The organism is Neisseria cinerea, from assembly GCF_900475315.1.
Taxonomy (GTDB): domain Bacteria; phylum Pseudomonadota; class Gammaproteobacteria; order Burkholderiales; family Neisseriaceae; genus Neisseria; species Neisseria cinerea.
This window is the reverse complement of record NZ_LS483369.1, coordinates 1681213-1705421: the sequence shown is the minus strand read 5'-3', so window position 1 is coordinate 1705421 and position 24209 is coordinate 1681213. Positions and strand designations below refer to the sequence as shown.

Sequence of the window (24209 nt, the reverse complement as noted above, 5' to 3'; positions counted from 1 at the left end):
TTCCTTTTTTAAATATCAAACAATTACTCTGAATCAATTGCACTGATAACCAAACGATTATCCTGCAACAATATCTGTACCGGCTGTTTATGCAAATGATCCGGCAAATCTTGTTCAAAATTGCGGTAAATACCAGCTATGGAAACTAACTCTGCCTGCATAGAATGAATAAATATACGGGCGGAAGTATCACCTTTTGCACCAGCTAAGGCCCGTCCCCTCATTGGAGCATAAATATGTATATTACCGTCTGCAATCAACTCTGCACCTTGACTGACAGCACCGGTTACAATTAAATCTCCATCTTCAGCATAAACCTGTTGGCCAGTACGGACAGAGGTTGTAACCAATACCGTTTTCCTCGTTTTCAGCTCATCGGCAGTTTCTTGCACCTCAATCTGATCCTGTTCTCTAATATTTTCTAGATGAGATGAACAGAAAAGCAAATGATACTTCGCTGCCACGGCAGCCCATCGCTCATCAGGATGTTTAAGACCTAAAATCTGCATACCATGTCTCGAAAAAAGTGAAACCAATGCAGCAAGATCTAAAGACTCAGGATAATCAAACTCTTGAACATCCAACATAAAAGGAACGACACCAGATTCCTGGAATTTCTTCCCCAATTTGACTAAAACATTTTCCAAATCAAGCAAATCTGATGTATGCAAACAAATAGATAATACATCTATCTTTGTCGATTTTATATCGAAGGCATTAATCATAGATAAAACTATAGAATTTTTTAATGATATAAGTTTACCGCGCAAACCTTAGCTATTCAATTAATATTTGAAAACACAATACTCAATGAATCATTAACCTTCAAATATTATGTAAAAATAACGCCATCTATTTCTAAATAGATGGCGTTATATGCTTAAAATTACTCAGCCACTGGTTTATCAACTAATTCAACCAAAGCCAATGGGGCATTATCGCCCTTACGGAACCCATATTTCAATACTCGAACATAACCACCATTACGAGTAGAGAAACGAGGACCCAAATCACCAAATAATTTCACTACAACATCACGATCACGAGTTCGGTCAAATGCCAAACGATGATTAGCCAAAGATGGTTTCTTACCCAATGTAATCAATGGTTCAACCACACGGCGTAATTCCTTTGCTTTAGGCAAAGTTGTTACAATAGTCTCGTGAGTCAACAATGAATTCGCCATATTACGCAACATTGCAGCGCGATGGCTACTTGTACGGTTTAATTTGCGATTGCCATTACGATGACGCATATTAATTATCCTTTAATTCTTCATTAAGGCTTTTCTAAGCCTACGGGTGGCCAAGCTTCCAACTTAGAACCCAGTGTCAAACCTTTAGATGCCAATACTTCTTTAATTTCATTTAAAGATTTTCGCCCTAAATTCGGAGTTTTAAGAAGCTCAGTTTCAGTGCGTTGAATCAAATCGCCAATATAATAAATATCTTCAGCTTTCAGACAATTAGCTGAACGTACTGTCAATTCCAAATCGTCTACAGGACGCAAGAGAACAGGGTCAATAGGGGGAGCTTTTTCTTCAACTTCCTCTACAGGTGTACCCTGTAAATCAGCAAAAATAGACATCTGATCAATTAAAATACGTGCCGCACTGCGCACAGCTTCCTCAGGATCAATTGAACCATCAGTCTCAATATCTAAAACCAATTTATCAAGATCTGTCCGTTGCTCTACACGTGCAGGTTCAACTTCAAAGCTAACACGGCTGATGGGCGAAAAGCTCGCATCCAACTGGATTGAACCAATCTGACGATTCTCATCACGAACAACCTGACGACCCGAAACAGATTGATAACCACGACCTTGCTCTACTTTAATCTCCATTTCAATTTGACCATTATCAGCCAAATGACAAATGATATGGTCAGGATTCAGGATTTCTACATCATGCGGCAATTCAATATCACCTGCAGATACCACACCAGAACCTGACTTCTTCAACGTAAGTTGAACTTGGCTACGCCCGTGGAGTTTAAATACAATACCCTTAACATTCAACAAGATATCAACAACATCTTCTTGAACCCCGTCAAGGGTAGAATATTCATGCAAAACACCGGTAATAGCCACCTCTGTAGGAGCAAAACCATTCATGGATGACAGTAAGATACGACGCAAAGCATTACCTAAAGTATGACCGAAACCACGCTCAAATGGTTGCATAGATACTCTTGCATGAGTTGCAGAAAAAGTATTTACATCAATTTGACGAGGCTTCAAAAATTCGGTTGTGCTATTCTGCATTTAACTGTCCCTCACTGAGCTAGCATTATTTAGAGTAGAACTCTACCACCAGCTGTTCATTAATATCACCGGTCAATTCCGCGCGATCTGGCATATTCTTGAATACACCCTCAAGTTTATTAGCATCCACAGCAACCCAACCAGGCAAACCAACTTGAGTAGCCAGACTCAATGCCTCTTGAATACGTACTTGCTTTTTAGCTTTTTCGCGAATAGAGACAACATCACCAACCTTCACTTGGAAAGAGGGAATATTTACAACTTGCCCATTAACAGCTATAGCCTTGTGGGAGACAAGTTGTCTTGCTTCTGCACGAGTAGAGCCAAAACCCATACGATAAACAACATTATCCAAACGAGACTCTAACAACTGCAATAGCAACTCGCCGGTAGATCCTTTGCGACGCTCTGCTTCCGCGAAATAACGGCGGAACTGACGCTCTAATACGCCATAAATGCGACGAATTTTTTGCTTTTCACGCAACTGCAAACCATAGTCTGACAAACGTGGTTTTTTTCCACCATGCTGACCAGGAGCAGAATCAATTTTACATTTGGAATCCAAAGAGCGACGCGCACTCTTCAAAAACAAATCTGTACCTTCACGACGTGCTAATTTACATTTAGGGCCAATATAACGTGCCATGTTTTAAATCACTCCAATATTAAATACGACGTTTTTTAGGCGGACGGCAACCGTTATGAGGCAACGGGGTAACGTCAGTAATGCTGGTAATCTTGAAACCAAGAGCGTTTAAAGCACGTACAGATGATTCGCGACCAGGACCAGGGCCTTTAATGCGAACCTCTAAATTTTTAACGCCATACTCTTGGGCAACTTTACCAGCTGCTTCTGCTGCAACTTGCGCTGCAAATGGTGTACTTTTACGAGAACCTTTAAAACCAGCGCCGCCAGAGGTAGCCCAAGACAATGCATTGCCTTGACGGTCAGTGATTGTAATGATGGTATTGTTGAAAGATGCATGAACGTGAACAATACCTTCGCTTACGGTTTTACGTACTTTTTTACGTACACGCGAAGCTGTGTTTGCTTTAGCCATTAATCAAATTCCTTAAAATTTATTTCTTACCGGCAATCGCTTTGCGCGGACCTTTACGGGTACGAGCATTTGTGCGAGTGCGTTGACCACGACAAGGCAAGCCACGACGATGACGGAAGCCACGATAGCAACCCATATCAATCAGTCGCTTGATGCTCATTGTTACTTCACGACGCAAATCACCTTCAACTTCATATTTAGCAACTTGTTCACGCAAAGCGTCTAATTGAGCCTCGTCCAAATCTTTTGCTTTAGTAGTAGGAGCAATATTTGCTGCCTCACAAATCAATTTAGCACGAGTCGCACCAATACCGTAAATAGCCTGAAGACCAATCACGATATGAGCGTTATTAGGGATATTTACCCCTGCAATACGAGCCATATTTTTTCCTTTTTAGGGCAAAGTGTGTCACTATATCACAGAATCACATTAAAAGAAATATTCTATTAACCTTGACGCTGTTTATGACGGGGATCAGTGCAAATTACACGAACTACACGATTTCGGCGAATAATCTTACAATTACGACAAATTTTCTTAACGGATGGTTGTACACGCATCATATTTTCCTTTTTGGTTTATCTTGCTCTAAAAACAATTCGAGCCCTAGTTAAATCGTAAGGCGTCAGTTCCACTGTAACCTTATCTCCCGGAGAAATACGGATGTAATGCATCCGCATCTTTCCAGAAATATGACCTAATACTATATGGTCATTCTCTAGTTTTACTTTAAAAGTAGCATTAGGTAAAGTTTCAAGGATTTCACCCTGCATTTGAATAGTATCTTCTTTTGCCATAATTCTATTTCCGAGAAAATGACTTCACGTCTGAACGGCTCATTAACTTATCATACTGCTGAGTAAGCCTGTATGAATTTATCTGTGTACTAAAATCCATCGTTACAACAACTAGAATCAGCAAAGAAGTACCTCCCAAATAAAAAGGCACATTTAGAAACGTAGTTAAGAGCTCCGGAATTAAACAAATAATCGTAATATAGAGTGCCCCAAACAATGTTAAATGCAATACAACTTTTTCTAAATATCTAGAAGTTTGTTCACCAGGCCTAATCCCAGGGACAAAAGCACCACTCTTCTTCAAATTCTCCGCCATCTCCTTAGGGCTGAAGACCAAAGCCGTATAAAAATAGCAGAAGAAAATTACTGTCACCGCAAATAAAACAATGTACAGAATCTGGCCGTGCTGCAATAATCCTGCTATTGTATGCAAAATATTATTTGGATCAGCTGAACCAAGCCAACCCAAAAGAGTAGATGGAAACAGAATAATACTAGAAGCAAAAATAGGAGGAATAACACCAGCCATATTTAACTTAAAAGGCATGTGCGTATTCTGACCACCCAACCCGCTATTAAACTGGCGTTTCGCATAATGAATAGGAATCTTACGCTGTGCACTTTCAAAATATACAACCAAATAAATTAATAACAAGGCACCAAAAACAATAAATAATGCCATCAACATGCTCATGGCACCTTGATTTGTCAAGGTAATGATCCTCGTAATACCTGATGGAATGCCTGAAGCTATGCCAGCCGTAATAATCAGAGAAATTCCGTTCCCAATACCTCTTTCAGTAATCTGCTCACCAAGCCACATAAGGAACATAGTTCCTGTTACCAAAGAAACTATGGTGGAAACATGAAACTCAAATGAGCTTGTTACAACAACTCCCTGCTGAAATACAAAGGACGCAACACCTAGACTCTGTAGTATTGCTAATAATACAGTGCCATATCTAGTATATTTCGTAATTAACTTTCTACCAGCTTCACCTTCTTTTTTTAGTGCCTTTAATGAGGGTAAAATTTCTGAAGCCAGCTGAACAATAATGGATGCAGAAATATACGGCATAATGCCTATTGCAAATATACTAAAGCGCTCTAACGATCCACCGGAAAACATATTTAACATTCCTAGGATACCGTTCCCAGCGCTTTCGTATAACTTGGCTAAAGCAACAGCATCAACTCCAGGAACGGGTATATGAGCACCAATTCGAAAAACAATTAACGCCCCAAATAGAAATAAAAGACGTTTCTTAAGATCTCCAAAATTGGACAAAGCTGATGACAATTGCTGTTTAGCCACAATAATTAAACCTTATATCTCAATCTTGCCACCAATAGCTTCAATTGCGGCCTTAGCACCTTTAGTAGCTTTTACACCTTTCAAGGTAACCGCTTTTGAAATTTCACCAGAAGCAATAACTTTTACATTAGAAGCATTTGCGGGAATCAGACCAGCTTGCTTCAGAGCTAAGACATCAATTTCATCAACAGCTATCAGATTCAATTCACTTAGACGAACCTCAGCATTAGTAGCAGCAGTCAAAGATTTAAAACCACGTTTTGGCAGACGACGTTGCAAAGGCATTTGACCGCCTTCAAAACCTACCTTGTGGAAACCACCAGCACGGCTTTTTTGACCTTTATGACCACGACCAGCTGTCTTACCCAAGCCACTACCAATACCACGACCTACACGACGACTAGCGTGAGTAGACCCTTCAGCAGGTTGAATAGTATTCAAAAACATATCAAGACTCCACTTTCAACAAGTAGCTGATTTTATTAATCATACCACGGTTTTCAGGGGTATCCAAAACCTCCACTACATGCTCGCGGCGACGCAAACCCAAACCACGAGCACAAGCTCGATGAGATTCAATTGTACCAATCAAGCTCTTAACCAAAGTAACTTTAATCTTTTTTTGCTCACTCATGGTTTACTCCCAAAATATCTTCTACTGTCAACCCGCGTTTAGCAGCAATATCAGCAGGGGTATACAGTTTAGATAAACCGTCTAATGTAGCTCGTACAATATTGTAAGGATTAGTAGAACCATGTACTTTAGCTGAAATGTTATGGATACCCATAGCATCAAATACTAAACGCATTGGACCACCGGCTTTCACACCACTACCTTCTTTAGCAGGTTGCATAAATACTTTAGTAGCACCATGACGACCAATAACTTCGTGATGAATCGTACCATTTCTCAAAGGTACTTTAATCATAGAGCGACGAGCTTGATCCATTGCTTTTTGTACAGCAACCGGTACTTCTTTTGATTTACCCTTACCCATACCGATACGACCATCTCCATCACCAACAACAGTCAGCGCAGAGAAAGCCATAATACGACCACCTTTAACTACTTTAGTTACGCGATTAACTGCGACCATCTTTTCAATCAGACCGTCACCGCGTTCTTCAATTTCATGTTTTGCCATCTGAAAGTCTCCAAATATTAGAAGCTTAAACCATTTTCACGCGCAGCTTCAGCCAAAGCTTTCACACGACCGTGATATTGGAAACCTGAACGGTCAAAAGCAACTTTTTCAACACCTACTGCTTTAGCTTTTTCAGCAATACGCTTACCAACTACAGCTGCTGCTTCAACGTTGCCACCTGATTTCAGGCTACTACGTACTTCAGCTTCCAATGTAGAGGCTTGAGCCAATACTTTATCACCTTCAGCACTAATTACTTGAGCATAAATATGATTATTGCTGCGGAACACACATAATCTTACCATTTTCAAGTCCGCGATACGTGCACGGGTTTTGCGTGCACGACGGAGTCGGGTTGCATGTTTATCCATTAGTGAACCTCAATTATTTTTTCTTGGCTTCTTTCATCACTACTACTTCACCTACATAACGAACACCTTTGCCTTTATAAGGTTCAGGAGAACGGAATGCACGAATTTCAGCAGCGACTTGGCCAACCACTTGTTTATCTGCACCAGTCAAAATAATTTCTGTTTGACTAGGTGTTTGAACAGAAACACCTTCAGGCATTTCATACACGATCGGATGAGAGAAACCCAAAGACAAGTTTAAAACTTTACCTTGAGCTTGGGCACGATAACCCACACCAATTAATTGAAGTTTTTTCTCAAAACCTTCTGAAACACCCTTAACCATGTTATTAACCAATGCACGAGCAGTACCAGACATAGCATTAGCCTGCTTACTGTTATTTTTTGCAGCAAAAGTCAATTTACCATCGTTCAATTCAATAGCAACATCGGAATGCAAAGGAAAAGACAATTCGCCATTTTTACCTTTGATTACCAATGCATCTGTTCCGAATTTTACTTCTACACCAGCAGGAACAGTCACTGGGTTTTTTGCGACGCGTGACATTTACTTTTCTCCACTAGGCTACGATGCACAACAACTCACCACCAACACCCTCAGAACGGGCTTTGCGATCAGTCATCACACCTTTAGAAGTACTAACAATAGCAACACCCAAGCCATTCATTACACTAGGGATCTCGCTGGATGCTTTGTAAATACGCAAACCTGGACGTGAAACACGTTTGATTTGCTCAATCACAGGACGACCTGCATAGTATTTCAATTGAATTTCCAATACCGGTTTTGCATCAGCAGAAACCGTAAAATCCTCGATATAACCTTCATCTTTCAAAACTTTTGCAATTGCGCATTTCAATTTTGAGGAAGGCATGGCAACTGTTGCTTTATTAGCACGTTGCGCATTGCGAACACGAGTCAACATATCGGAAATAGGATCATGCATACTCATTATTTATACTCCTATTACCAGCTAGCTTTAACAACACCAGGAATCTCGCCACGCATAGCGATTTCACGGATTTTAATACGGCCCAAACCAAATTTACGGAAAGTGCCACGAGGACGACCTGTTAAAGCACAACGACGACGTTGACGCACAGGTGCTGCATTACGAGGAATGGATTGAAATTTCAAACGTGCCTCAAAACGCTCTTCTTCAGTCGCATCTGCATCATTAATAACAGCAAAAATTGCCTCACGTTTAGCTGCAAATTTTTTTGCCAATGCCTGACGTTTCAGCTCACGATTAATAAGTGCTTTCTTAGCCATGATTATCCTTTAAACGGAAACTTGAACAGTGACAACAAAGCTTTCGCTTCTTCATCAGTTTTTGCGGTAGTTGTAATTGTAATATTCAAACCACGCAAAGCATCAATTTTATCGTATTCAATTTCCGGGAAAATAATTTGCTCACGAACGCCCATATTGTAATTGCCACGACCATCAAATGATTTACCGCTTACACCACGGAAGTCACGTACACGAGGCAATGCAATAGTGATCAAACGATCTAAGAATTCAAACATTTGATCACGACGCAATGTTACTTTGCAACCAACCGGATAGTTATCACGGATTTTAAAACCTGCGATAGATTTACGAGCAACCGTAACAACCGGTTTTTGGCCAGCAATTTTCTCTAAATCTGAAACAGCATGTTCCATGACTTTTTTATCAGCAACGGCCTCACCTACACCCATATTTAAGGTGATTTTCTCAATACGCGGAACTTCCATTACTGATTTGTAACCAAATTGCTTAACCAATTCAGGAACAACTGTATTTTTATAAAACTCTCTTAAACGAGCCATGTTATCTCCTTATGCTCCAATGATAGAGCCATTTGATTTGAAGAAACGAACGCGTTTAACTTTGCCTTCATTTTCAATCAGCTTAATACCAACACGGTCTGCTTTATTAGTTTCTGGATTCAGGATTGCAACATTAGAAATATCTAAAGGCATTTCTTTAGTAATAATGCCACCCTCAATGCCACGCATTGGATTAGGTTTTTGATGGCGCTTCACAACATTCACACCTTCAACAACAACTTTATCACCCAATACTCGAACTACCTGACCTTGCTTACCTTTATCTTTACCGGCAATTACTACAACCTGATCGCCTTTAATGATTTTATTCATCGCGCTATTCCTTATAATACTTCAGGCGCCAATGAAACGATTTTCATAAATCGCTCAGTACGCAATTCACGGGTTACCGGACCAAAAATACGAGTACCCAAGGGTTCAAGTTTATTATTCAATAATACAGCAGCGTTATTATCAAATTTAATTAACGCGCCATCTGGACGACGCACACCCTTAGCAGTACGAACAACTACTGCATTGTATACATCACCTTTTTTGACACGGCCACGCGGGGCTGCATCTTTAACTGCAACTTTAATAATATCGCCAACAGAAGCGTAGCGACGCTTAGAGCCGCCTAATACTTTGATACACATTACGCGTCGTGCACCAGAGTTATCAGCCACATCTAAGATGGTCTGCATTTGAATCATATTAGTACCTTTAAATTAACCAACTTAATTTACCACTTTCATATAACTTGCACCTAACTACAGCTGCTTATTAAATGAAACCATCAAGGTTCTAGTAAACCAGTCTTGGATCCCGAAGGGGAGAACTTCCAGAAGAAACTGAAAGATAAGAAACGAAGTTTACACTCAAATTTACTTTGGCGCAATACTTCGTTTCCTATTAAAGCTAACTGTCTTAATTTCTAAACAGCACGTGCCTTCTCAACCAGTTCTTTAACAACCCAAGATTTGGTTTTTGACAGTGGACGAGTCTCCGCAATTACTACTACATCACCAATCCCATATTGATTGCTTTCATCATGGGCATGGATTTTAGTTGATAAACGGATAATTTTACCGTACAGAGGATGTTTTACTTTACGTTCAACCAATACCGTAACGGTTTTGTCCATCTTGTCGCTTACCACTTTGCCTTGCAAAGTACGAACATTTTTATTTTCGCTCATTACTTAGCACCTTTTTCAGTTAAAATGGTTTTAATACGAGCAATATCGCGACGTACACGTTTTAATTCACTTGGTTTACCCAACTGACCAGTTGCATTTTGCATACGTAAGCCAAATTGAGCCTTCAACAAGTCCAACAAATCTGCATTTAATTGCTCAATAGATTTGTCTTTCAATTCATTTGCTTTCATTATTGACCTACCTGTCTTACTACAAAGGTCGTAGGAATAGGCAATTTGGCAGCAGCTAATTCAAATGCTTCACGAGCCAAAGCCTCTGGAACACCGTCCATTTCATACAACACTTTGCCTGGTTTGATTTCGGCAATGTAATATTCCACGTTACCTTTACCGCCACCCATACGAACTTGAATAGGTTTTTCAGTAATTGGTTTGTCAGGGAATACACGAATCCAAATACGACCACCACGTTTAATGTGGCGAGTCATCGTACGACGAGCAGCTTCGATCTGGCGGGCAGTCAAACGACCACGACCAACGGCTTTCAAACCGAACTCACCGAAACTTACTTTATTACCGCGAGTAGCAATACCAGTATTGCGACCTTTTTGTTGCTTGCGGTATTTCAGTCTAGTTGGCTGCAGCATTACGTCCACCTGCCTTTCTTTGTTTCTTTTCATGCTCAGATTTAGCTGAAGTCTTCACATTACCTTCAGTATAAACCCAAACTTTCAGACCCAGCACGCCATAAGTGGTATGAGCTTCGCTAGTCGCATAATCTACGTTTGCACGCAAAGTATGCAGAGGTACACGACCTTCACGATACCATTCGCTACGAGCAATATCCGCACCATTCAGACGACCTGAGGTCATAATCTTGATACCTTTTGCTCCTGAACGCATAGCATTTTGCATAGCACGTTTCATAGCACGGCGGAATTGAACGCGTTTTTCCAATTGCTGAGCAATACCATCAGCAATAATTTGTGCATCCAATTCAGGTTTACGGATTTCTTCAATATTCACATGAACAGGCACACCCATCAAGGCTTGCAAATCACGTTTCAGAACTTCGATATCCTCACCTTTTTTACCAATTACTACGCCTGGACGGGCGGAATGGATGGTAATACGTGCAGATTTTGCAGGACGTTCAATAACTACGCGACCAACAGAAGCATTCGCCAATTTTTTACGCAGGTAGTTACGAACATCAATATCTTGTTTCAAAACAGCAGAAAAGTCGGTGCTTTTAGCAAACCATTTTGAAGCCCAGTCTTTAGTTACCGCCAGGCGAAAGCCTGTAGGGTTAATCTTTTGTCCCATAGCTTTTCCTTAGTTGCCCACTGTCACATTGATATGACAAGTTTGTTTTTCAATGCGGTTACCGCGACCTTTGGCACGAGCTTGGAAACGTTTCAAGCTTGGACCTTTGTCAACAAAGATAGTTACTACTTTCAACTCATCAATGTCAGCACCGTTATTGTGCTCAGCATTAGCAATAGCTGATTCCAATACTTTTTTAATCAACTCAGCACCTTTTTTAGGACTGAAAGTCAAAATATTCAAAGCTTGGGCAACGTCTTTACCACGAATCAAATCAGCTACCAAACGAGCCTTTTGAGCAGAGATACGGGCATTTTTATGTTGTGCATTTACTCTCATGATTCACCTTATTTCTTTTTAGCCTTTTTATCAGCCAGGTGGCCTTTAAAGGTACGGGTCAATGAGAATTCACCTAATTTATGACCAACCATGTTATCACTGATAAACACGGGCACATGAGTGCGGCCGTTGTGTACAGCAATGGTCAGACCGATAAAATCAGGCAGAATGGTAGAACGACGAGACCAAGTTTTAATCGGGCGCTTATCGTTGCTTGCACGAGCAGCATCTACTTTTTTCAGCAAATGCAGGTCTACATATGGGCCTTTTTTCAATGAACGAGCCATACTAATTAACCTTTATTTGAGTAACGACGACGAACAATCATGTTATCCGTGCGTTTGTTATTACGAGTGCGGTAGCCTTTAGCAGGAGTACCCCATGGGCTAACCGGTTCGCGAGCTTCACCGGTACGACCTTCACCACCACCATGCGGGTGATCGACAGGGTTCATCACAACACCACGAACGGTCGGACGAATACCGCGCCAACGATTAGCACCGGCTTTACCGATTTTCTTCAGGCTTTGCTCTTCGTTACCGACTTCACCGATGGTTGCACGGCAATTTACGTTGATTTTACGAACTTCGCCAGAGCGCAGACGGACTTGAGCGTATGCGCCTTCTTTAGCCAGCAATACCGCAGAAGCACCGGCAGAACGTGCAATTTGTGCACCTTTACCAGGTTTCATTTCGATACAGTGGATAGTCGTACCAACGGGAATATTGCGGATTGGCAGGGTGTTACCTACTTTGATGGCAGCTTCAGCACCGGAAACCAATACAGCACCGGCTTGAATACCGCGAGGAGCGATGATGTAGCGACGTTCGCCGTCTGCATAGCACAACAATGCAATAAAGGCAGTGCGGTTAGGATCGTATTCGATACGCTCTACTTTTGCAGGGATACCGTCTTTGTTACGTTTAAAGTCTACAACACGGTAATGGTGTTTATGACCGCCGCCTTTATGACGGGTGGTGATATGACCATTATGGTTACGACCGGCAGTAGAATTTTTCTTTTCGAGCAAAGGTGCATAAGGCGCACCTTTGTGCAAACCTTCTGTTACCACGCGAACCATGCCGCGACGGCCTGCAGAAGTTGGCTTCATTTTAACGATTGCCATTTTGTTTATTCCTTATCTGCAGCTGCAGCAGCGGCTTCCAAATCCAACTCTTGACCGGCTGCCAAGCTTACATAAGCTTTTTTAACATCGCTGCGGCGGCCCAAAGTACGACCAAAACGCTTAGTTTTGCCTTTAGTTGTAACGGTAGTTACAGAAGCAACTTGAACACCAAACAGCAGCTCAACAGCAGCTTTGATTTCAGGTTTGGTTGCATTTGCCAAGACTTTAAACGTCATTTGGTTGCGTTTTTCAGCCAATACGTTGCTTTTTTCAGAAACGATAGGTGCCAAAATCACTTGAGTCAAACGTTGTTGATTCATACCCATTGCTCCTCTAATTGTGCAACCGCATCTTTAGTGATGATTACTTTTTTGTAACGCAGCAAGCTGTAAGGATCAACTTGTTGAGCTTCCAAAACCAACACGTTTGGCAAGTTGCGTGAAGCCAAGTAAACATTCTCGTCGAGCTGTTTGGTTACAAACAACACTTGCTCCAGACCCAGATTTTTCACTTGTTCAGCAAAAACTTTGGTTTTAGGAGTTTCAGCAGTCAACGCTTCGATAGCAAACAAACGCTCGTCACGAGCCAATTGGGACAGAATAGTCGCCATACCAGCACGGTACATTTTACGGTTTACTTTTTGAGTGAAGTTTTCGTCAGGTTTGTTCGGGAACGCGCGACCACCTTTACGCCACAGCGGAGAAGAAGTCATACCGGAACGTGCACGGCCGGTACCTTTTTGACGCCATGGTTTTTTGGTTGAGTGTTTTACTTCGGCACGGGTTTTTTGAGCGCGGTTACCAGAGCGGGCGTTTGCCAGGTAGGCATTTACCAGCTGATGAACCAACGCTTCATTGTATTCGCGAGCGAACAAAGCATCAGAAACAGACAGACTGCCTGAAACTTGTCCTTTAGCGTCAATTACTTTCAATTCCATTACGCACCTACTTTCACGCTAGGACGAACTACAACATCGCTGTTGACCGCACCCGGAACAGCACCCTTGACCAACAGCAGTTGGCGTTCTGCATCAACACGTACAACTTCCAGTTTTTGGACAGTTGCTTTGGTGTTACCGTATTGACCGGCCATGCGTTTACCAGGGAACACGCGACCCGGGTCTTGCGCCATACCGATAGAGCCTGGAACACGGTGAGAACGGGAGTTACCGTGGGAAGTACGTTGAGCACCGAAGTTATGACGTTTGATCGTACCAGAGAAACCTTTACCTTTAGAGGTACCGGTTACATCAACCAGTTGACCGACTTCAAACATAGAAACGGTAATTTCGTCACCGGCCTTCAATTCAGCCAGTTTTTCTTCAGTCAAAGCAAACTCAATCAAACCGCGACCGGCTTCAACACCTGCTTTTGCAAAGTGTCCAGCTTCGGCTTTATTGACACGGTTAGCTTTTTTCTGACCAAAGGTAACTTGAACGGCAGTATAGCCGTCAGCATCTTTGGATTTTACTTGTGTAACGCGGTTGGCAGACATATCCAAAACGGTTACCGGAACAGAAACACCTTGTTCGTCGAACACGCGGGTCATACCAACTTTGCGCCCAACCAGACCTAAAGTCATGATTATTTTCCTTTTAAAGTAAAGGGACAGGCTACGATTGGCCTGTCTTTCAGACAAAGTTAAACTTGGCACGAATGTACCAAGTCAGACATTATATCCGACAAGTCAAAGAAATATCAACAAAAATATCTAAATATGCCGCCTGAAACGTTTTGAATCTTCAGACGGCATAGGATCGGACTCTTTCAAAAGGCCTGTATCCAATCATCACAGCGTATTCATCTTTCTTCAACAAACCGGAATATGGTTGATGACTGCATCCATTATTTCTTTGAGATGAAAACATTTAAGATTGAAGACTTGCCGACACTTGTCGCACCGACAAGCAAGACATCCAAAGGACGGAAATCGGCTGCTGTGACCTTTTGCCCAATTTCAGAAATACGGTAACGATGCATATGTGCTCCTACCAGCCAAACAAAGAGGCAAACATGCTAATCATCCCTCCAATCGCTTTTGCAGCACCACCGATCAGCGTCCCGACGCCGCTCGTTATCGTTGAAACAACTTTTTTAACTGCATCTCCCGCAGCCCCAATATTTTTTCTAGCGCACTGCCGATATTGTTCACTAAAAAATATCGTGTAATGCCGTCTGAAAATTTCTGAAGTAAAAAATAAGCTAATTTCCCCGGCACATACTTTTTTAATTTTACTGTTTTGTCTTGAATCTGTTATTCCTCCTCATATTTTCAGACGGCATAAAATAAAAAATCCCCAAGCATTTATTGCTTGGGGATTCTCAGTAGTCCTAATTATTGAACTTTGATTTCTACATCAACACCTGCAGGTAAGTCCAGCTTCATTAGTGCTTCAGTAGTTTTATCAGTCCAATCCACGATGTCCATCAGGCGCAAGTGGGTGCGGATTTCCAATTGTTCACGAGAAGTTTTATTCACGTGTGGAGAACGCAGAATGTTGAAGCGCTCGATTTTAGTCGGCAACGGAATCGGGCCTTTTACAACGGCGCCAGTACGTTTTGCAGTTTCAACAATTTCTTGGGCAGAACGGTCGATCAGGCTGTAATCATAAGCTTTCAGGCGGATACGGATTTTTTGGTTTGCCATTTATCAATATCCTTCAATTAAGCGATTACAGAAGAAACCACGCCGGCACCTACGGTACGGCCACCTTCGCGAATCGCAAAGCGCAGACCTTCTTCCATAGCGATAGGCGCAATCAGTTCTACAGTAATGGTTACGTTCTCACCCGGCATTACCATTTCTACACCTTCTTCCAAAGTAACCGCGCCGGTTACGTCGGTAGTACGGAAGTAGAATTGTGGACGGTAGTTAGCGAAGAACGGAGTGTGACGACCACCCTCTTCTTTGCTCAGTACGTATACTTCTGCTTTGAACTTGGTGTGAGGAGTGATAGTACCCGGTTTAGCCAATACTTGACCACGCTCTACGTCTTCACGTTTAGTACCACGCAGCAATACACCTACGTTGTCACCAGCTTGACCTTCGTCCAGCAGTTTGCGGAACATTTCAACGCCGGTACAAGTGGTTTTTTGGGTTTCTTTCAGACCTACGATTTCGATCTCGTCACCAACGTGGATGATACCGCGCTCTACACGACCGGTTACTACTGTACCACGGCCAGAGATAGAGAATACATCTTCGATAGGCAACAAGAAAGGTTTGTCCACAGCACGCTCAGGTGTTGGGATGTAGCTGTCCAGAGCAGCAGCCAATTCGAAGATTTTTTCTTCGTAAGCAGCGTCGCCTTCCAAGGCTTTCAGTGCAGAACCTTGTACGATCGGGCAATCGTCACCTGGGAAGTCGTAGCTTGACAGCAAGTCACGGATTTCCATTTCAACCAGCTCCAACAGCTCGGCATCGTCAACCATGTCGCATTTGTTCATGAACACGATGATGTAAGGTACACCTACTTGGCGGGCCAACAGGATGTGTTCGCGAGTTTGCGGCATAGGACCGTCAGCTGCGGAACATACCAAGATCGCACCGTCCATTTGGGCAGCACCGGTAATCATGTTTTTAACGTAGTCGGCGTGACCCGGGCAGTCTACGTGTGCGTAGTGGCGGGTTTCGGTTTCGTATTCTACGTGTGAGGTATTAATGGTAATACCGCGGGCTTTTTCTTCGGGAGCGTTGTCGATTTGGTCGTAAGCTTTTGCAGCGCCACCGAATTTTTTAGCCAAAATAGTAGTCAAAGCAGCAGTCAGAGTGGTTTTACCATGGTCAACGTGACCGATGGTGCCAACGTTTACGTGCGGTTTGCTACGTTCAAATTTTTCCTTAGCCATGAGCTAATTCCTTTACATATAAAGATCGATTAAAGAACAATGGCCGTCTGAAAATTTATTTTCAGTTTCAGACGGCCTTTTCTAATTAGCCTTTGCGGGCTTCAGTTACAGCAGCAGCTACGTGAGCAGGAGCTTCAGCGTATTTTTTGAACTCCATGGAGTAAGTAGCGCGGCCTTGGGTTGCAGAACGCAGGTCGGTTGAGTAACCGAACATTTCTGCCAGAGGTACTTCGGCACGGACTTTCTTACCGCCGATACCGTCATCATCCATACCCAATACAACGCCACGACGACGGTTCAAGTCACCCATTACGTCACCCATGTATTCTTCAGGGGTTTCCACTTCAACTGCCATGATTGGCTCAAGCAGAGCAGGATTGGCTTTACGCATACCTTCTTTGAAGGCTTGAGAAGCAGCCAATTCGAAGGCCAGTTGAGAGGAGTCGACATCGTGTGAGGAACCGAAGATCAAACGTACGCGTACGTCAACTACTGGGTAACCTGCAACGATACCGTTAGGCAGGGTATCGCGGATACCTTTATCGACAGACGGAATAAATTCGCGAGGAATCACACCACCTTTAATTTCGTCGATAAATTCGTAGCCTGCACCACCCGGTTCCATAGGTTCCATTTTGATCACAACGTGACCGTATTGACCTTTACCACCAGATTGTTTGGCGTGTTTGTATTCAGCTTCAACTTCTTTGCGGATGGTTTCACGGTAAGCCACTTGAGGCGCACCGATATTCGCTTCCACACCGAATTCACGTTTCATACGGTCTACAATAATTTCCAAGTGCAGCTCACCCATACCGGAAATAATGGTTTGACCGGATTCCTCGTCTGTACGGACACGGAAAGAAGGGTCTTCTTTAGCCAGACGGTTCAGGGCAATACCCATTTTCTCTTGGTCGGCTTTGGTTTTCGGCTCAACGGCAATATGGATTACCGGCTCAGGGAATTCCATGCGTTCCAAGATAATTGGTGCGCTTTCAGCACACAGGGTTTCACCGGTAGTAACGTCTTTCAGACCGATAGCGGCTGCAATATCACCAGCGCGTACTTCTTCGATTTCAGTACGGTCTGCAGCAGTCATTTGTACCAAACGGCCGATACGTTCACGAGTACCTTTTACTGAGTTCAATACGGTATCACCGGATTTCACAACGCCAGAGTAAACGCGGATAAAGGTCAATTGACCAACATATTTGTCGTTCAACATTTTGAACGCCAATGCAGAGAATTTCTCTTCATCGCTGGCTTGACGGCTGTCAGCTTCTTCAGTGTTAGGGTTAACACCTTGAACCGGAGGAATATCGGTAGGAGCAGGCAACAACTCTACAACTGCGTCCAACATACGTTGAACACCTTTGTTTTTAAATGCAGAACCACACAACATAGGTTGGATTTCACCTGCCAAAGTACGTTGACGCAATGCACCTACGATTTCTTCTTCGGTCAGCTCATCGCCACCCAAGTATTTATCCATCAATTCTTCACTGGCTTCTGCTGCGGCTTCAATCATGTTTTGACGCCATTCCTCGGCAGTTTCAACCAATTCGGCAGGAATGTCGCCATAAGTAAAGGTCGTACCTTTATCGGCCTCATTCCAAATGATGGATTTCATTTTCAGCAGGTCAACAACACCGGTGAAACTGTCTTCTGCACCCACCGGAATAACAATAGGCACTGGGTTTGCACGCAAACGGGTTTTCATTTGCTCGACAACACGGAAGAAGTTTGCACCTTGACGGTCCATTTTGTTTACAAACGCCAAGCGTGGTACTTGGTATTTGTTAGCTTGACGCCATACGGTTTCGGATTGAGGTTGAACACCACCCACCGCACAGTAAACCATTACCGCACCATCCAATACACGCATAGAACGCTCTACCTCTACGGTAAAGTCAACGTGTCCCGGGGTATCGATGATGTTGAAGCGGTGTTCAGGGAATTGTTTCGCCATACCGGACCAGTAGGAAGTTACGGCAGCAGAGGTAATGGTAATACCACGCTCTTGCTCTTGTTCCATGTAGTCGGTAGTAGCCGCGCCATCATGTACCTCGCCCAACTTGTGAGTCAAACCGGTATAGAACAAAATACGTTCTGTAGTAGTGGTTTTACCCGCGTCAATATGGGCGGAAATACCGATATTACGGTACAGGCTGATCGGGGTCTTACGAGCCATTTTATTAGCCTTTCAAAATTAGAAACGGAAGTGAGAGAATGCTTTGTTGGCTTCAGCCATGCGGTGTACTTCTTCACGTTTTTTCAACGCACCGCCACGACCTTCAGCCGCATCAATCAATTCGCCTGCCAAACGCAGGTCCATAGATTTCTCACCACGTTTACGGGCCGCGTCACGAACCCAGCGCATTGCCAAAGCCAGACGACGTGAAGGACGAACTTCAACAGGAACTTGGTAGTTTGCACCACCTACACGGCGGCTTTTCACTTCCACGATAGGTTTGGCGTTTGCAATGGCTTCGTTAAATACTTCGATTGCTACTTTGCCGGTTTTTTTCTCAATTTGTTCCAGCGCACCGTAAACAATACGTTCTGCAACAGATTTTTTACCGTCAATCATCAATACGTTCATGAATTTAGTCAGCTCAACGCTGCCGAATTTAGGATCTGGCAGTACGTCGCGCTTAGGGACTTCTCTACGTCTTGGCATTTTAATTTCCTTTAATCTATTCAGTTGGGTCAATTCCCATGAATACCCAATTGAGTATTCACTTACTCGGCCGTTGTTCAGCTTAGGCGGCCGACGTGCCTATTTGAGTCCCGATAATTATTTAGGACGCTTAGCACCGTATTTAGAACGGGCTTGTTTACGGTCTTTAACACCTGCAGTATCCAAAGAACCGCGTACAGTGTGGTAACGTACACCTGGCAAGTCTTTTACACGACCGCCGCGGATCAGTACAACGCTGTGTTCTTGCAGGTTATGACCTTCACCACCGATGTATGAAATCACTTCAAAACCGTTGGTCAGGCGAACTTTACACACTTTACGCAATGCAGAGTTAGGTTTTTTAGGGGTAGTTGTGTATACACGGGTGCACACGCCACGTTTTTGCGGGCAAGCTTCCAGTGCAGGCACTTTGTTTACGTACACAGGCTTTTGACGGCCTTTGCGTACCAATTGGTTGATAGTTGGCATATTTTCTCGTCCTGTTGAGTTAAATACTTGCCGACACCATGTCGACAAGAGTGGAATTATATTTTTATTGCAAGCATACAGTCAAGCGCAAGATCAGGAAGATTCATCATTTTTCTTTTTTCAGATAAACATTTAGGTCCCTTATACTCATAAACAACTATTACCAGAAAGGAAATCACTAATAATTTAAATGCCGTCTGAAAGAAAAACCGCAAGCTTAAAGCTTGCGGTTTTGTATTGGATAAACGCACCAAAGATTATTCATCCGTTACTTGGGTTTCAGCAGTCTCCTGCTCCACCTCTTGCCATTGTTGATGACGGCTGCGGTGGTAAGTCAAACCAGTACCGGCAGGAATCAAACGACCGACAATTACGTTCTCTTTCAGACCACGCAACTCGTCTTGTTTGCCCATGATGGCGGCTTCGGTCAGAACGCGGGTCGTTTCTTGGAACGATGCAGCAGAAATGAAGCTGTCGGTAGACAGGGAGGCTTTGGTAATACCCAACAATACGTTTTCGTAACGTGCCGGCTCTTTACCTTCCTCCAACGCTTTTTCATTGGCTGTCATCACATCGCCGCGTTCGACTTGCTCACCGGTAATGAATTCGGTTTCTCCTGAATCGACAATATTCACACGGCGCAGCATCTGACGGATGATGACTTCGATGTGTTTATCGGAAATCTTCACACCTTGCAGACGGTAAACCTCTTGCACCTCTTGAACAATGTAGCGTGCCAGTGCTTCGATACCTTGCAGACGCAGAATATCATGCGGATCAACAGCTCCGTCCACGATGGTTTCACCGCGGTTTACCACTTGACCGTCGTGTACCAGAATTTGTTTCTCTTTGGAAATCAAAGTCTCGTATGCTACACCGTCCACGTCAGTGATAATCAGACGTTGCTTGCCTTTGGTCTCTTTGCCGAAGGAAACGGTACCGGTAATTTCCGCCAGCATACCTGCATCTTTCGGCACGCGTGCTTCAAACAGCTCGGCAACGCGCGGCAGACCACCGGTAATGTCGCGGGTTTTGGAAGAGGCTTGCGGAATACGCGCCAATACGTCACCTTTACCGATTTCCTGACCTTCGCGTACGGTAATCACAGCGCCCACTGGGAATGCCATGGATACCGGAGTAGAAGTACCCGGGATACAGATTTCCAGACCGTTTTCATCCAACAGTTTCACAGTCGGACGCAGCAGTTTGGATGCGCTGCTGGAACGGCGTTTACCGTCAATCACCACCAAAGTGGACAAACCGGTTACATCGTCAGTTTGTTTGGCAACGGTTACACCCTCTTCCACGTTTTCGAATTTCACCCAACCTGCGTGTTCGGTAATCATCGGACGGGTATGCGGATCCCAAGTTGCCAACGTTTGGCCGGCTTTAATGGCTGCGCCGTCTTGTACCAGCAGGATTGCACCGTAAGGTACTTTGTGACGTTCACGTTCGCGACCGATATCGTCGTGAATCACGACTTCGCAAGAGCGGCCGATGACAACCAATTCGCCTTTATTGTTGGCAACGTAACGCATCTGGCTGCTGAAACGTGCCGTACCGTTGGATTTGGCTTCAACTTGGCTGGCTGCTGCCGCACGGGATGCCGCACCACCGATGTGGAACGTACGCATGGTCAACTGGGTACCCGGTTCACCAATGGATTGTGCAGCAATCACACCAACTGCCTCACCGGCGTTAACCAGCTTACCGCGTGCCAAGTCGCGACCATAACAGTGCGCACACAAGCCATGTCGGGTTTTACAAGTAATCGGAGTACGGACTTTGACTTCATCGACACCGGATTGGTCGATCATATCTACCAGTTTTTCAGTCAACAACGTGCCTGCTTCAACCAATGTTTCGCCACTTGACGGATCGACAACGTCAGACGCGGTAACACGACCCAAAATACGATCGCGCAATGCTTCAATTACATCACCGCCTTGTACCACTGCCTTCATGACAAAGCCGTCTGAAGTACCGCAATCGTCTTCAACAACGACCAAGTCTTGAGTTACATCTACCAGACGACGGGTCAGGTAACCGGAGTTCGCGGTTTTCAATGCGGTATCCGCCAAACCCTTACGTGCACCGTGGGTCGCAATAAAGTATTGCAATACGGTCAGACCTTCGCGGAAGTTTGAGGTAATCGGCGTTTCAATAATCGAGCCGTCAGGTTTAGCCATCAAACCACGCATACCGGACAACTGTTTAATCTGAGCCGCAGAACCACGGGCACCAGAGTCGGCCATCATGTAAATAGAGTTGAAGGACTCTTGATCAACTTCGTTGCCGTCACGGTCGATGACTTTTTGTTTGGACAGGTTGTCCATCATCGCTTTAGCAATCTTATCGCCGGCACGACCCCAAATATCGACCACTTTGTTGTAACGTTCGCCGTTGGTTACCAAACCTTGACGGTATTGGTCTTCGATTTCTTTAACTTCGGCATTAGCCTCGGCCAGCAAGGCTGCTTTTTCTTTCGGAATTTCCATATCGTCAACCGCAATGGAAATACCGCCTTTAGCCGCAAAACCGAAACCGGTATACATCAGGTGGTCGGCGAAAATAACTGTGTCACGCAAGCCGCACAGACGGAATGATGCGTTAATTAGTTTAGAAATTTCTTTTTTCTTCAGCGCTTTGTTGATGTACTCGAACGGCAGGCCTTTAGGCAAGATTTCGCTCAACAATGCACGGCCGACGGTTGTTTCATAACGGTTAACGACAGGCTCAAACTCACCTGCTTCGTTTTTCACCCATTCGCGCAGACGTACGGTAATTTTCGTACCCAGTTCAACCTGTTTGGTATGGTATGCACGATGCACTTCTTTCACATCAGCAAACAGGCTACCTTCGCCTTTAGCATTGATACGGTCGCGGGTCATGTAGTACAGACCCAATACGATATCTTGAGAAGGTACGATGATTGGTTCGCCGTTAGCTGGAGACAATACGTTATTTGAAGCCAGCATCAGCGTGCGTGCTTCCATTTGCGCTTCCAAGCTCAATGGAACATGTACCGCCATTTGGTCACCGTCAAAGTCGGCGTTAAACGCGGCACATACCAACGGATGCAGCTGAATGGCTTTACCTTCAATCAGGATAGGTTCAAACGCTTGAATACCCAAACGGTGCAGGGTCGGCGCACGGTTCAGCATAATCGGATGTTCGCGAATGACTTCTTCCAAGATGTCCCATACTTCTGGTACTTCTTGCTCTACCAATTTTTTCGCTGCTTTAACGGTAGATGCCAAACCTTGTTTTTCCAGTTTATGGAAAATGAACGGCTTGAACAGTTCCAAAGCCATTTTTTTCGGCAGACCGCATTGGTGCAGACGCAGGTATGGACCTACGGTAATCACGGAACGACCGGAGTAGTCCACACGTTTACCCAGCAGGTTTTGGCGGAAACGACCGCCCTTACCTTTAATCATGTCTGCCAATGATTTCAGTGGACGCTTGTTGGCACCGGTCATGGCTTTACCGCGACGGCCGTTATCCAACAGCGAGTCAACCGCTTCTTGCAACATACGTTTTTCATTGCGAACAATGATGTCAGGAGCGTGCAGTTCCAGCAGTCGTTTCAGACGGTTGTTACGGTTGATGACGCGACGGTATAAATCGTTCAAATCGGAAGTGGCAAAACGACCGCCATCTAATGGAACCAACGGACGCAAATCAGGCGGCAATACCGGCAGCACGTCCATAATCATCCATTCCAGTTTCATACCGGAACGGTGGAAGGCTTCCAATACTTTCAAACGTTTGGCGATTTTTTTGATTTTGGTGTCAGAACCGGTAGATTCCAGCTCTTGACGAAGGATTTCGATTTCACCGGTAATATCCAAGGTGCGCAGCAATTCGCGGATACCTTCTGCACCCATTTTGGCATCAAAGTCATCGCCGTATTCGTCCAGTTTGTTGTAGTAATCGTCTTCAGTCAACAATTGACGACGTTGCAACGGAGTCATGCCGGGATCGGTTACCACAAATGCTTCAAAGTACAATACGCGTTCGATGTCGCGCAAAGTCATGTCCAGTACCATACCCAAGCGGGAAGGCAGGGATTTCAAGAACCAAATGTGTGCAACTGGTGCAGCCAATTCAATGTGGCCCATGCGTTCGCGGCGTACTTTGGACAGGGTCACTTCTACGCCACATTTTTCACAGGTTACGCCTTTAAATTTCAAGCGTTTGTATTTACCGCACAAACATTCATAGTCTTTGACCGGGCCAAAGATTTTGGCGCAGAACAAACCGTCGCGCTCAGGTTTGAACGTACGGTAGTTGATGGTTTCAGGTTTTTTAACTTCGCCGTAAGACCATGAGCGGATGGTTTCGGGAGAGGCAATACCGATTTTGATGGCATCAAACTCTTCTTCCATGCCGGCAGTTTGCAACGGATTAAATAAGTTCAACAAATTCATTTTTGCTCCTTGAAGGAAGTATTTTTACCGCATGGCGGAT

36 protein-coding genes and 1 pseudogene are annotated in these 24209 nt (G+C 44.1%); all 37 read right to left on the bottom strand.

All coding sequences use genetic code 11. From position 1 onward, the window contains the following. Nucleotides 1-23: 23 nt before the first annotated feature. The gene (gene minC / locus DQM57_RS08880) at nt 24-725 is read right to left on the bottom strand and encodes a septum site-determining protein MinC (protein ID WP_003675919.1); all 702 of its coding nucleotides are present in this window, start codon (nt 723-725) and stop codon (nt 24-26) included. 161 nt (nt 726-886) lie between these two features. Continuing rightward, the gene (rplQ, locus tag DQM57_RS08875; RefSeq protein WP_081450749.1) at nt 887-1255 is read right to left on the bottom strand and encodes a 50S ribosomal protein L17; all 369 of its coding nucleotides are present in this window, start codon (nt 1253-1255) and stop codon (nt 887-889) included. Between the two features lie 23 nt (nt 1256-1278). Beyond that, nucleotides 1279-2265, bottom strand: coding sequence for a DNA-directed RNA polymerase subunit alpha (locus tag DQM57_RS08870; protein WP_039854078.1), 987 nt, complete (start codon nt 2263-2265; stop codon nt 1279-1281). A 25-nt stretch (nt 2266-2290) separates the two neighbouring features. Further along, complete coding sequence (gene rpsD, locus DQM57_RS08865) at nt 2291-2911, bottom strand: 30S ribosomal protein S4 (RefSeq protein WP_003675917.1); 621 nt, start codon at nt 2909-2911, stop codon at nt 2291-2293. Between the two features lie 19 nt (nt 2912-2930). Further along, a complete protein-coding gene (rpsK, locus tag DQM57_RS08860) occupies nt 2931-3326 on the bottom strand; it encodes a 30S ribosomal protein S11 (protein ID WP_002216249.1) in 396 nt (131 codons plus the stop codon). A 19-nt stretch (nt 3327-3345) separates the two neighbouring features. Further along, complete coding sequence (gene rpsM / locus DQM57_RS08855) at nt 3346-3708, bottom strand: 30S ribosomal protein S13 (RefSeq protein ID WP_003675906.1); 363 nt, start codon at nt 3706-3708, stop codon at nt 3346-3348. A gap of 65 nt (nt 3709-3773) precedes the next feature. Next, entirely contained in the window at nt 3774-3887 is a 114-nt protein-coding gene (gene rpmJ, locus DQM57_RS08850) for a 50S ribosomal protein L36 (protein ID WP_003697674.1), read from the bottom strand. 18 nt (nt 3888-3905) lie between these two features. Next, nucleotides 3906-4124 carry a translation initiation factor IF-1 gene (gene infA, locus DQM57_RS08845; protein WP_002215452.1) on the bottom strand — a complete coding sequence of 73 codons (219 nt, stop codon included), beginning with the start codon at nt 4122-4124 and terminating at the stop codon, nt 3906-3908. Nucleotides 4125-4128: 4 nt separating this feature from the next. Continuing rightward, nucleotides 4129-5439 carry a preprotein translocase subunit SecY gene (secY, locus tag DQM57_RS08840; RefSeq protein WP_108044370.1) on the bottom strand — a complete coding sequence of 437 codons (1311 nt, stop codon included), beginning with the start codon at nt 5437-5439 and terminating at the stop codon, nt 4129-4131. 12 nt (nt 5440-5451) lie between these two features. Continuing rightward, nucleotides 5452-5886: a 50S ribosomal protein L15 gene (gene rplO / locus DQM57_RS08835; RefSeq protein WP_108044371.1), complete on the bottom strand. Its 435-nt coding sequence runs from the start codon at nt 5884-5886 to the stop codon at nt 5452-5454. 1 nt (nt 5887) lies between these two features. Further along, entirely contained in the window at nt 5888-6073 is a 186-nt protein-coding gene (gene rpmD / locus DQM57_RS08830) for a 50S ribosomal protein L30 (RefSeq protein WP_003675900.1), read from the bottom strand. Beyond that, a complete protein-coding gene (gene rpsE, locus DQM57_RS08825; protein WP_003675898.1) occupies nt 6066-6584 on the bottom strand; it encodes a 30S ribosomal protein S5 in 519 nt (172 codons plus the stop codon). The genes rpmD and rpsE overlap by 8 nt, the downstream gene beginning before the upstream one ends. 17 nt (nt 6585-6601) lie before the next feature. Beyond that, nucleotides 6602-6955 (bottom strand): 50S ribosomal protein L18, encoded by a 354-nt coding sequence (gene rplR / locus DQM57_RS08820; RefSeq protein WP_003675895.1) that lies wholly within the window; start codon nt 6953-6955, stop codon nt 6602-6604. A gap of 13 nt (nt 6956-6968) precedes the next feature. Continuing rightward, nucleotides 6969-7502, bottom strand: a complete 534-nt coding sequence (rplF, locus tag DQM57_RS08815) for a 50S ribosomal protein L6 (RefSeq protein WP_003675892.1) — start codon at nt 7500-7502, stop codon at nt 6969-6971. A gap of 13 nt (nt 7503-7515) precedes the next feature. Beyond that, nucleotides 7516-7908 carry a 30S ribosomal protein S8 gene (gene rpsH, locus DQM57_RS08810; protein ID WP_003675890.1) on the bottom strand — a complete coding sequence of 131 codons (393 nt, stop codon included), beginning with the start codon at nt 7906-7908 and terminating at the stop codon, nt 7516-7518. A 14-nt stretch (nt 7909-7922) separates the two neighbouring features. Continuing rightward, nucleotides 7923-8228: a 30S ribosomal protein S14 gene (rpsN, locus tag DQM57_RS08805; RefSeq protein WP_003675888.1), complete on the bottom strand. Its 306-nt coding sequence runs from the start codon at nt 8226-8228 to the stop codon at nt 7923-7925. Nucleotides 8229-8230: 2 nt separating this feature from the next. Beyond that, nucleotides 8231-8770 carry a 50S ribosomal protein L5 gene (rplE, locus tag DQM57_RS08800; RefSeq protein WP_003675887.1) on the bottom strand — a complete coding sequence of 180 codons (540 nt, stop codon included), beginning with the start codon at nt 8768-8770 and terminating at the stop codon, nt 8231-8233. A gap of 9 nt (nt 8771-8779) precedes the next feature. After that, on the bottom strand, nt 8780-9103 hold the full coding sequence (rplX, locus tag DQM57_RS08795; RefSeq protein ID WP_107859601.1) for a 50S ribosomal protein L24: 324 nt from the start codon (nt 9101-9103) through the stop codon (nt 8780-8782). An 11-nt stretch (nt 9104-9114) separates the two neighbouring features. Next, nucleotides 9115-9483: a 50S ribosomal protein L14 gene (gene rplN, locus DQM57_RS08790; RefSeq protein WP_002215434.1), complete on the bottom strand. Its 369-nt coding sequence runs from the start codon at nt 9481-9483 to the stop codon at nt 9115-9117. A 221-nt stretch (nt 9484-9704) separates the two neighbouring features. Then, nucleotides 9705-9968, bottom strand: coding sequence for a 30S ribosomal protein S17 (gene rpsQ, locus DQM57_RS08785; protein ID WP_003675883.1), 264 nt, complete (start codon nt 9966-9968; stop codon nt 9705-9707). Next, nucleotides 9968-10159, bottom strand: coding sequence for a 50S ribosomal protein L29 (gene rpmC / locus DQM57_RS08780; RefSeq protein WP_003675882.1), 192 nt, complete (start codon nt 10157-10159; stop codon nt 9968-9970). The genes rpsQ and rpmC overlap by 1 nt, the downstream gene beginning before the upstream one ends. Beyond that, a complete protein-coding gene (gene rplP / locus DQM57_RS08775; RefSeq protein ID WP_003675880.1) occupies nt 10159-10575 on the bottom strand; it encodes a 50S ribosomal protein L16 in 417 nt (138 codons plus the stop codon). Before rplP ends, rpmC begins: the two co-directional genes overlap by 1 nt. After that, nucleotides 10559-11254, bottom strand: coding sequence for a 30S ribosomal protein S3 (rpsC, locus tag DQM57_RS08770; RefSeq protein WP_107996476.1), 696 nt, complete (start codon nt 11252-11254; stop codon nt 10559-10561). Before rpsC ends, rplP begins: the two co-directional genes overlap by 17 nt. Before the next feature lie 9 nt (nt 11255-11263). After that, on the bottom strand, nt 11264-11593 hold the full coding sequence (rplV, locus tag DQM57_RS08765; RefSeq protein ID WP_003675877.1) for a 50S ribosomal protein L22: 330 nt from the start codon (nt 11591-11593) through the stop codon (nt 11264-11266). A gap of 8 nt (nt 11594-11601) precedes the next feature. Beyond that, nucleotides 11602-11880 carry a 30S ribosomal protein S19 gene (gene rpsS, locus DQM57_RS08760; protein ID WP_002215422.1) on the bottom strand — a complete coding sequence of 93 codons (279 nt, stop codon included), beginning with the start codon at nt 11878-11880 and terminating at the stop codon, nt 11602-11604. 5 nt (nt 11881-11885) lie between these two features. Beyond that, a complete protein-coding gene (gene rplB / locus DQM57_RS08755; protein ID WP_003675876.1) occupies nt 11886-12719 on the bottom strand; it encodes a 50S ribosomal protein L2 in 834 nt (277 codons plus the stop codon). 5 nt (nt 12720-12724) lie between these two features. Further along, a complete protein-coding gene (gene rplW, locus DQM57_RS08750; protein ID WP_002231529.1) occupies nt 12725-13039 on the bottom strand; it encodes a 50S ribosomal protein L23 in 315 nt (104 codons plus the stop codon). Further along, nucleotides 13036-13656 (bottom strand): 50S ribosomal protein L4, encoded by a 621-nt coding sequence (rplD, locus tag DQM57_RS08745; RefSeq protein WP_002218573.1) that lies wholly within the window; start codon nt 13654-13656, stop codon nt 13036-13038. Before rplD ends, rplW begins: the two co-directional genes overlap by 4 nt. Then, nucleotides 13656-14300 carry a 50S ribosomal protein L3 gene (gene rplC / locus DQM57_RS08740; RefSeq protein WP_003675875.1) on the bottom strand — a complete coding sequence of 215 codons (645 nt, stop codon included), beginning with the start codon at nt 14298-14300 and terminating at the stop codon, nt 13656-13658. Before rplC ends, rplD begins: the two co-directional genes overlap by 1 nt. A 263-nt stretch (nt 14301-14563) precedes the next feature. After that, on the bottom strand, nt 14564-14698 hold the full coding sequence (locus tag DQM57_RS10000; RefSeq protein ID WP_267894428.1) for a hypothetical protein: 135 nt from the start codon (nt 14696-14698) through the stop codon (nt 14564-14566). 8 nt (nt 14699-14706) lie between these two features. Continuing rightward, nucleotides 14707-14867, bottom strand: a pseudogene (locus DQM57_RS10080) (GTPase family protein); the annotation flags it as partial. A 186-nt stretch (nt 14868-15053) separates the two neighbouring features. Next, on the bottom strand, nt 15054-15365 hold the full coding sequence (rpsJ, locus tag DQM57_RS08720; RefSeq protein ID WP_003675871.1) for a 30S ribosomal protein S10: 312 nt from the start codon (nt 15363-15365) through the stop codon (nt 15054-15056). Nucleotides 15366-15382: 17 nt separating this feature from the next. Then, nucleotides 15383-16567, bottom strand: a complete 1185-nt coding sequence (gene tuf, locus DQM57_RS08715) for an elongation factor Tu (protein WP_002215366.1) — start codon at nt 16565-16567, stop codon at nt 15383-15385. An 85-nt stretch (nt 16568-16652) separates the two neighbouring features. Next, complete coding sequence (gene fusA / locus DQM57_RS08710; RefSeq protein ID WP_003677908.1) at nt 16653-18758, bottom strand: elongation factor G; 2106 nt, start codon at nt 18756-18758, stop codon at nt 16653-16655. Between the two features lie 18 nt (nt 18759-18776). Next, nucleotides 18777-19247 carry a 30S ribosomal protein S7 gene (gene rpsG / locus DQM57_RS08705; protein WP_002240962.1) on the bottom strand — a complete coding sequence of 157 codons (471 nt, stop codon included), beginning with the start codon at nt 19245-19247 and terminating at the stop codon, nt 18777-18779. Nucleotides 19248-19364: 117 nt separating this feature from the next. Beyond that, nucleotides 19365-19736, bottom strand: a complete 372-nt coding sequence (gene rpsL / locus DQM57_RS08700) for a 30S ribosomal protein S12 (RefSeq protein ID WP_002218431.1) — start codon at nt 19734-19736, stop codon at nt 19365-19367. A 257-nt stretch (nt 19737-19993) separates the two neighbouring features. Continuing rightward, a complete protein-coding gene (gene rpoC / locus DQM57_RS08690) occupies nt 19994-24169 on the bottom strand; it encodes a DNA-directed RNA polymerase subunit beta' (protein WP_107859603.1) in 4176 nt (1391 codons plus the stop codon). Nucleotides 24170-24209: the final 40 nt, after the last annotated feature.